Origin of the sequence: Streptomyces sp. NK15101 (assembly GCF_020400725.1) — a bacterium.
Lineage (GTDB): Bacteria > Actinomycetota > Actinomycetes > Streptomycetales > Streptomycetaceae > Streptomyces.
The window spans coordinates 1-7,759 of the sequence record NZ_JAINVG010000159.1 but is presented as its reverse complement, the minus strand read 5'-3'; the positions used below and the strand labels follow the sequence as shown (position 1 = coordinate 7,759).

Sequence of the window (7,759 nt, the reverse complement as noted above, 5' to 3'; positions counted from 1 at the left end):
CCGGGTCGGGGCCGGGGTCGGGCGCGGAACCGGCGCGTCCCGTCGAACGGTGCCGCTCCCGTGTCGCTGCCACCCCGTGCCGCTGCGACCCGCGCCCGCCCCGCCCGCCCAGCCGTCCCGGGTGCCGGGCGGGTCCGGGGGCCCGCGCGTTCCGGATCCGTGCCCGTACGCGGGTCTAGGCTGGAACAGACGACCAGCCCGGCCGTGACCTCCGCGTCCGGCCCGCCTCGCACGGGCCGGATTCCGGCAGGGCCGCCCCGTGAGGGCGGTCCGGAGAAGGAGTCCGTCATGGAGACCGCCGTACGAGGAATGCTGAACACCTACCCGACCGGCCTCGGCGATCTCGACGCCGACGCGATGGCCCGGTGCATCGAGGCGTGCATCACCTGCGCCCAGGCCTGTACGGCCTGCGCGGACGCCTGCCTCTCCGAGGGCATGGTCGGCAACCTCACCAAGTGCATCCGCACCGACATGGACTGCGCGGACATCTGTACCGCCACCGTGGCCGTCCTCTCCCGGCACACCGGCTACGACGCCGACGTCACCCGCGCGATGCTCGTCGCCTGCACGACGGCGTGCCAGGCCTGCGCCGAGGAGTGCGAGCGGCACGCCGAGTTCCACGAACACTGCCGGATCTGCGCCGAGGCCTGCCGCGCCGCCGAGCGGGCGTGCGCGGACCTGCTCGACCGGCTCGGCTGACCCCCGGGCGGCCCGGCGCGTCGCGGGCCTCGCCGACCGCCCTCCGCCCGAGGCGGACCGCGCGGGCGCCGCCCCGCGGCCCGGCGGACCTCCGTGCGCCGGGACCTGACCGCGCCGCCCGTGCCCGCTGCCCGCCCCGTACCGGGCCGCCCCCGGCCGGCCTCCCTCGTTCCGTCGTACGGATGAATGCGCCGCGCGACGCCTTCTCCGGCTCCCCGCCCCGTACGACCATGCGGGCATGCACATCGTCAGTCAGGTGTTCGCGCTGATCGCCGCTGCCGTCCACGTCTTCGTATGGCCGCTGGAGAGCTTCCTCTACAGCCGGCGGGCGTGGGTCAGGGAGTTCCTGACCGGGAGCACGGCGGACGCCCCCGAGGTCCGTCTCTGGCGGTTCAACGTCGGGTTCTACAACCTCTTCCTGGCGGGCGGCATGATCGCCGGCTTCGTGGCGCTGCACCTGGGACACGAGACCGTCGCCCGGTCCCTGATCCTCTACGTCGCCGCCTTCATGACCGGCGGCGGACTCATGCTCTTCGTCTCCGACCCCAAGCTGTGGCGCGGCGCGTTGGGCCAGGCCGTCCCGGGCGTCGTCATCCTGGTCACCGAACTGGTCTGAGCGGACACGGCGCCCCTGCCGCCGCTCGTGACGGCGCCCGCATTGCGTCCTCCGCCCATTCGTGGATTGCTGTAACTGAAGCCCCGAGGTGACGCTCCCCGCCCGGCGCACCCCTCGGAAAGGACAGCGCGATGGGTTTCGCCGACGATCACCTGATTCCGCTGGTCGACCACGGTCTCGGCAACAGCGCCTACCTCGTGGACCTGGGCGGCGGCCGTGCCCTGGCCGTCGACGCCGGCCGTGACCTGCGCGCCCTCCACGCCGCCGCCGAGCGGCGCGGCCTCACCGTGGCGTACGCGGCCGACACCCACCTGCACGCCGACTTCCTCTCCGGCGCCGTCCAGCTGCGCCACGATCACGACGCGGTCGTACTGGCCTCCGCCGCCGGTCACCGCGCCTTCGACCACCAGGGCCTCGCCGACGGCGACGAGGTCGACCTCGGCGGCCTGACGCTGCGCGCCCTGGCCACCCCCGGGCACACCGACGAGCACCTGTCCTTCCTGCTGCTCGACGGCGGCCGGGAGCTCGGCGTCTTCACGGGCGGCTCGCTGATCGTGAACTCCGCCGCCCGCACCGACCTCCTCGGCGCGGACCGTACGGAGGAGCTGGCCCGCGCCCAGTACCACTCCCTGCGCCGGCTGGCCGAGCTGCCGGACGGGACCGCCGTCTGGCCCACGCACGGCGCCGGCTCCTTCTGCTCCGCCCCGCCGGGCAGCGAGCGCACCTCCACCATCGGAGCCCAGAAGCAGGCGAACCCGCTGCTCGCCGCGCCCGACGAGGACACCTTCGTACGGCGGCTGGTCGCGGGCCTCGGCACGTACCCCGCCTACTTCGCCCGGCTCGCCGAGGCCAACCGGCGCGGCCCCGCCGTCCTGACCGGCACCCCGCTCCTGCCGGAACTCTCCCCCGAGCAGGTCCGCGCGCTCGCGGCGGACGGCGGCCGGGTCGTGGACGTGCGCCCGGCCGCCGACTACGCCGCCGGCCACATCCCCGGCTCCCTCTCCGATCCGCTGCGCCCGCTGTTCGCCACCTGGCTGGGCTGGCTCCTGCCGGACACCGTCCCGCTCGTCTTCGTCACGGGCGAGGACCAGGACCTGGACGAGATCGTCCGGCAGGCGTACAAGATCGGGTACGAGCGCCTCGCAGGCCGCCTCGCCGGAGGCATGCCCGCCTGGCTCGCCGACGGCAACGAGCAGACGACCACATCCTTCGTCACCGCCGACCGGGCGGGCGGGCGGCCGTACCTCGACGTGCGCCAGGCCTCGGAGTTCGCCGCGGGCCACGTCCCCGGCGCGGTCCACATCGAACTCGGCGACCTCGAACGCGTCGCCGCCGACGCCCCGGAAGGCGCGGTCGTGGCCTGCGCCCACGGCGAGCGCGCCATGACCGCCGCGGGCCTCCTCGAACGCGCCGGCCACACCGACGTCGTCGTCCTCGCCGGCGGGCCGGCCGACTACGCCGCCGCCCACGGCCAGGAGCTCGTCCAGGGCCCGGAGGACCCCGGCTCGTGAGGGCCGCTCCACCCCCGGACGGCAGTCCGGCCGTCCGCCTCGGCCTGCGGGAGAACCGGGGCCGGTTCACCCTGCTGGTGATCGTCAACGTCTGCGTCGGCGGCCTGGTGGGTCTGGAGCGCACCACCGTGCCGCTCATCGGCTCCGAGACCTTCGGCCTGACCAGCGACCTGGCCGTCTTCTCCTTCATCATCGCCTTCGGCCTCACCAAGGCGCTCACCAACCTCGCCGCCGGAGCGCTGACCGCCCGCTTCCGCCGCAAGCAGCTCCTCGTGGCGGGCTGGCTGATCGGCGTCCCCGTGCCCTTCGCGCTCGCGTACGCGCCCTCGTGGGGCTGGATCGTCGCCGCCAACGTGCTGCTCGGCCTCAACCAGGGCCTGACCTGGTCGATGACCGTGAACATGAAGATCGACCTCGTCGGTCCCGCCAGGCGCGGCCTGGCCACGGGCCTCAACGAGGCCGCCGGATACACGGCCGTGGGCGTCACCGCCCTCCTCACGGGCTACCTCGCCACCGCCCACGGCCTGCGTCCCGTTCCGGAACTCATCGGCGTGGTCTTCGTCGTGGCCGGCCTCGCCCTGGCCCTGGTCGTCCGCGACACCGCCGCCCATGTCGCCCTCGAACTCGCCCGGCACCCCACGCCGTCGCCCACCGGCGAGGACACCGGTCCGAAGGCCGTCTTCGCCCGCACCTCCTGGCGCGACCGATCCCTGCGCGGCGCCAGTCAGGCCGGACTGGTCAACAACCTCAACGACGGTCTCGCCTGGGGCGTCTTCCCCCTCCTGTTCACCGACCACGGCCTGGGCATCGCAGCCGTCGGCCTCATCAAGGGCCTCTACCCGATCCTGTGGGGCCTCGGGCAGATCCCGACCGGCCACCTCGCCGACCGCGTCGGCCGCAGACCCCTGATCGTCCACGGGATGCTCGTCCAGGCCGGCGGGTTCGTCCTGGCCCTCACGCTGCTGGACCGGCCCCTGCTCGCCGGCATCCTCTCCGCCGTCGCCCTCGGTCTCGGCACCGCGATGGTCTACCCGGCCCTCATCGCCTCGGTCTCCGACCACGCCCACCCGGCCTGGCGCGCCAACGCCCTCGGGACGTACCGCTTCTGGCGCGACATCGGCTACGCCGCCGGCGCCCTCGTCGCCGGCGTCCTCGCGGACCTCCTCGGCCTGAACGCCACCGTCATCGCCGCCGCGGCCCTCACGGCCGCCTCCGGCCTCCTCGCCGCCCGCTGGATCACGGAGAGGCCGTGAGCTCCTGGGCGGCGCAGCAGGTGGGATCGCCGTGGCAGGCACCGGGTGCCGTTCCGGCCTTCTCCAGCGTGTCGGCGTCGGCCTTGACGACGTACACCTCCCAGGGCTCCTTGCCGGGGCCGGTGACCCAGACCTTGTCCTGGAGGGCGTAGCAGCAGGAGGTGTCGTTCTCCTCGGAGGTCGCGAGCCCGGCGTCCTCGAGGCGGCCGGCCGCGGCGGTGACCTCGGCCGTGGTGGCGACCTCGACGCCGAGGTGGTCGAGGCGGGTGTCCTGGCCGGGCTCGCCCTCGATGAGGACGAGCTTGAGCGGGGGCTCGGTGACGGCGAAGTTGGCGTAGCCGGGGCGGCGCTTGGCGGGTTCCGTGCCGAAGAGCCCGGAGTAGAAGGCGACGGAGCCTTCGAGATCGGCGACGCGCAGGGCGAGCTGGACGCGGGACATGGCGGTCCTCTCCTCGGAGGGCGAACTATATCGACGTCCGTCGATGCAGTTGACGTTGCCACCGGGATCGACGGATGTCAATATCGAGAAATATCGAAGCAGGCTGGTCCGCTGCCGTTGGCCGGCGGGACGGCGGCGAGACGGTGGCGTGCCGCGTGCCGATGGTCCGCGAGCCGCCGGGCGCGACGGTCCTGGAGGGAACGGCGGCCGCCCCCGCCGCCGACTCCCGCAGGTTCGACGGCCAGGTGCACGGCGTCCGGGAAGCCGCCCGGGCGCGACTGGCGGACAGCGGCTGGGAGCCCGGCTCGAACGACACCATCCGCCGTCCGTCCTGTCCGTGCCCCGACTTCCAGGCCGGCGGCGCACAGGGAGCGTGCAGGCGAATCAGCTGCGGGCATTCCCTCGTCGACCACGACGTGCCCGTCTGAAAGTCCGGCCCTCACCGGCGTGAACAACGCCGCGGGTCGATACGCCTGGTTCACGACCGGACCGCCGCCGATGCCGACGTGGACCGAGCCGTAGACCCGGCGCTCGGTGCCGGGAGCCGGCTCGCCGGTCAGGCCGTTCACCGGACGCGTGCCGCCGCCGAGCAGAGGAGGGCGAAGGCTCCCGCGACGAGGGAGCCCCGCAGAATATCGATCTTCACGGGCTGAGAGCCTGCCAGGGGACGCCCGCGCGTGGGACGTGCTTCCGATCGAGGACCGGCGCGCCGCCTGCGGCCGGTCCTTCCGCCTGAAGGCCGCGTACGGGCTCGTGCGCCCCGTCGCCTTCAGCGGCGCCGTGAACGGATGCCCGCCCGCCCGGTCCGCGGGCCCGTGGTGGAACCGTCCGCGTGGAGCCGTACCGCCCAGAGCACCAGCGGCACCTGGAGGGGGAGCCTGGCCAGTGCCGCCACCCTGAGCGGGGCGGGCCGGTGGCGCCAGTCGTATGCCATCTTCACGTTCGCCGGGAACACGGCGGTGAACAGCCCCGCTGCGGCCAGCGCGCCCGCGCTGCGCGTGCGCGGGTGAGCGACCGCGGCGCCGACGGCGATCTCCGCGAGCCCGCTCAAGTGGGTCCAGGTCCGGGGCGAACCGGGCAGGGTCCGGGGCACGATCGCGTCGAACTGCCGAGGGACGAGGAAGTGGGCCGCGCCGGCGCCGATCAGCAGACCGCTGAGCAGTCGAGCGGACGTGGTCGAACCAGGCATGTCCAGTCTCCCTCGCCGATGGTGGGGTCATGTGCGGATACCCGTAAGTTACCTGAAAGTAGGGACCGGGTGGCGGCGAGGGAGGAGCCGTTCTCCCTCGGCAGGGACCGAATTCCGGGCCTTCCGGGCGGTACCTGCCGGCCGGAGTCGCGAAGGAACCCGGAACCTCGGCGCCCCGGGGACCCGCGGGTGTGACGTTTCCTTCGGCGCGGGTCACCGGCTCACCCCCAAGGACCGGGCGGCCTCGACGCCGGAGCGGCAGCCGTCCTCGTGGAAGCCCCAGCCGTGCCAGGCCCCGGCGTACGCGGTCACGCCCGTGTTGAGGCGGGGCAGTTCCTTCTGCGCCGCGACCGAGGCGGGGGTGTGGACCGGGTGCTCGTAGACCATCCGCTCCACCACGCGGTCCGCGGCGATGCCGTCGTCTCCGCCCAGGGTGACGACGTAGCCGGAGCCGGCCGGCAGTCGCTGGAGGCGTTCCATGTCGTAGCTGACGCGTACGGGCGACGCCGAGGGGGCGCAGCTGGTCATGCGGTAGTTCCAGCTCGCGCGTGCCCTGGGGGAGCGGGGCAGGAGGGAGGCGTCGGTGTGCAGCACGGTGGGGTTGCGCGAGTACCGGAAGGCGCCCAGGAGCCGGTTCTCGTCCGCGGTGGGGTCCGCGAGCATGCGCAACGCCTGATCGGGATGCGTGGCGACGACCACGGCGTCGTACGCCTCGATGGAGCCGTCGCGGGTCGTGATCAGCACGCCCCGGCTCGTGCGCCGGACGGCTTCGACCGGACTGGAGGTACGGATGCGCTGGATGCGCTTGGCGGCGGCGGTGACATAGGCGGCGGAGCCGCCGGTGACGGTCTTCCACTGCGGGGAGCCGGTGACGGACAGCAGGCCGTGGTGCTGAAGGAACGTGAACAGGTGGGCGGCCGGGTAGGACAGGGCGGTCGTCGCGGGGCAGGACCACACCCCCGCGACCAGAGGAAGAGCGAAGTGGCTGACGAAGTACGGGGAGAAGCCGCCCTCGCGCAGGAACTCCCCGAACGTGAAGCCCCCGTGCGCCCCGTGGGCCAGCAGACGCCGGGCGCTGCGGTGGAAGGCGGGCACCTCCGCGAGCAGCCGCAGGTGACGTCCCCGCAGCGAGGCCCGGGAGGCGAACAGCCCTGCCGCGCCCCGGGCGCCCGCGTACTCCAGGCCGCAGCCGTCGCACCGCACCGACATGCTCATCTCGGCGTCCTGCGTGGCGGTCCCCAGCTCCCGGAAAAGGCGCAGCAGGGTCGGGTAGGTGCGCTCGTTGTGGACGACGAACCCCGAGTCCACGGCGACCGACCGACCTCCCGGGCCGGCCAGTTCGCGGGTGTGGGCATGGCCCCCGAGCCGTCCGTCCGCCTCGTACAGGGTGACCTGGCACGCTCCCGCCAGGACGTAGGCGGCGGTCAGACCGGCCACCCCCGCGCCGACCACCGCCACTTTCCGGTCTTTCGCCACAAGCACTCCCGCCACTCGACACGCTGCCCGACTGCTGCGTTTCACTCGTACTTCGCAGCAGCCGGGCTGTCGGATGGGGTCGGTGCGCGGCGGGCGGGAGGACGTCGGGCCGGACGTCGGTCGACGGGGGTGACCGGCGGACGAAACGGTCAGGCGGGAAGGGGCATCAGGAGCAGGGGGGTGGTGGTGGGCTGGGGGGAGCCTCCGGCGGGTTCGAGGGTGAGGCCGACGGCTCCCGCGTCGGCCGGGTCGCCGGCGAGCACCACGGTGCCGTCGTGGTCGATCAGTCCGGCCGGGCGCATCGTGCCGTCGTGGTCGAGCCAGAGCTGGTAGGTCTTGCCCGTCCCGGGTGCGGGGAGGCCGGCGGCGGTGAAGACGGCCTCGTTCTGCCGCTCGGAGGCGACGACGGTGGTCAACGCTCCGTTGGCGGCCTTGCCGTGGACGGTGCGGGCGTCGGGTGCGGCCAGGACGGCGCTGACCTCGTCGAGTCGCTGCTGGGCCTGGCCGGCCTGCTGCTCGAGGTCCTGCGCGTGCTGCGTCTGCCACACCGCGACGCCGCCGAGTACGGCCGCGGCC

General features: G+C 73.9%; 9 protein-coding genes. 5 read left to right on the top strand and 4 right to left on the bottom strand.

What is annotated here, in order from left to right:
- The first annotated feature begins 288 nt into the window (after positions 1-288).
- From K7G60_RS37770 to K7G60_RS37755, 4 genes are all read left to right on the top strand, one after another.
- Complete coding sequence (locus K7G60_RS37770) at positions 289-699, top strand: four-helix bundle copper-binding protein (protein WP_225805493.1); 411 nt, start codon at positions 289-291, stop codon at positions 697-699.
- Between the two features lie 238 nt (positions 700-937).
- Positions 938-1,315, top strand: coding sequence for a DUF1304 domain-containing protein (locus K7G60_RS37765; RefSeq protein ID WP_225805492.1), 378 nt, complete (start codon positions 938-940; stop codon positions 1,313-1,315).
- Between the two features lie 131 nt (positions 1,316-1,446).
- On the top strand, positions 1,447-2,826 hold the full coding sequence (locus tag K7G60_RS37760; RefSeq protein ID WP_225805491.1) for a rhodanese-like domain-containing protein: 1,380 nt from the start codon (positions 1,447-1,449) through the stop codon (positions 2,824-2,826).
- Positions 2,823-4,079, top strand: coding sequence for an MFS transporter (locus tag K7G60_RS37755; protein ID WP_225805490.1), 1,257 nt, complete (start codon positions 2,823-2,825; stop codon positions 4,077-4,079). Before K7G60_RS37760 ends, K7G60_RS37755 begins: the two co-directional genes overlap by 4 nt.
- Here K7G60_RS37755 and K7G60_RS37750 read toward each other — a convergent pair.
- A complete protein-coding gene (locus K7G60_RS37750; protein WP_225805494.1) occupies positions 4,063-4,518 on the bottom strand; it encodes an ArsI/CadI family heavy metal resistance metalloenzyme in 456 nt (151 codons plus the stop codon). The two genes, K7G60_RS37755 and K7G60_RS37750, sit on opposite strands and share 17 nt — an antisense overlap.
- A gap of 155 nt (positions 4,519-4,673) precedes the next feature.
- Between K7G60_RS37750 and K7G60_RS37745 the strand changes: the two genes are divergently transcribed.
- A complete protein-coding gene (locus tag K7G60_RS37745; RefSeq protein ID WP_225805489.1) occupies positions 4,674-4,946 on the top strand; it encodes a hypothetical protein in 273 nt (90 codons plus the stop codon).
- A gap of 341 nt (positions 4,947-5,287) precedes the next feature.
- Here K7G60_RS37745 and K7G60_RS37740 read toward each other — a convergent pair whose 3' ends face one another.
- The 3 genes from K7G60_RS37740 to K7G60_RS37730 all read right to left on the bottom strand — a co-directional run.
- On the bottom strand, positions 5,288-5,707 hold the full coding sequence (locus tag K7G60_RS37740; RefSeq protein ID WP_225805488.1) for a hypothetical protein: 420 nt from the start codon (positions 5,705-5,707) through the stop codon (positions 5,288-5,290).
- A 213-nt stretch (positions 5,708-5,920) separates the two neighbouring features.
- Positions 5,921-7,189 (bottom strand): NAD(P)/FAD-dependent oxidoreductase, encoded by a 1,269-nt coding sequence (locus K7G60_RS37735; protein WP_225805487.1) that lies wholly within the window; start codon positions 7,187-7,189, stop codon positions 5,921-5,923.
- 143 nt (positions 7,190-7,332) lie between these two features.
- Positions 7,333-7,759 (bottom strand): anti-sigma factor (locus K7G60_RS37730; protein WP_225805486.1); only part of this gene is annotated, 427 nt, incomplete at its 5' end.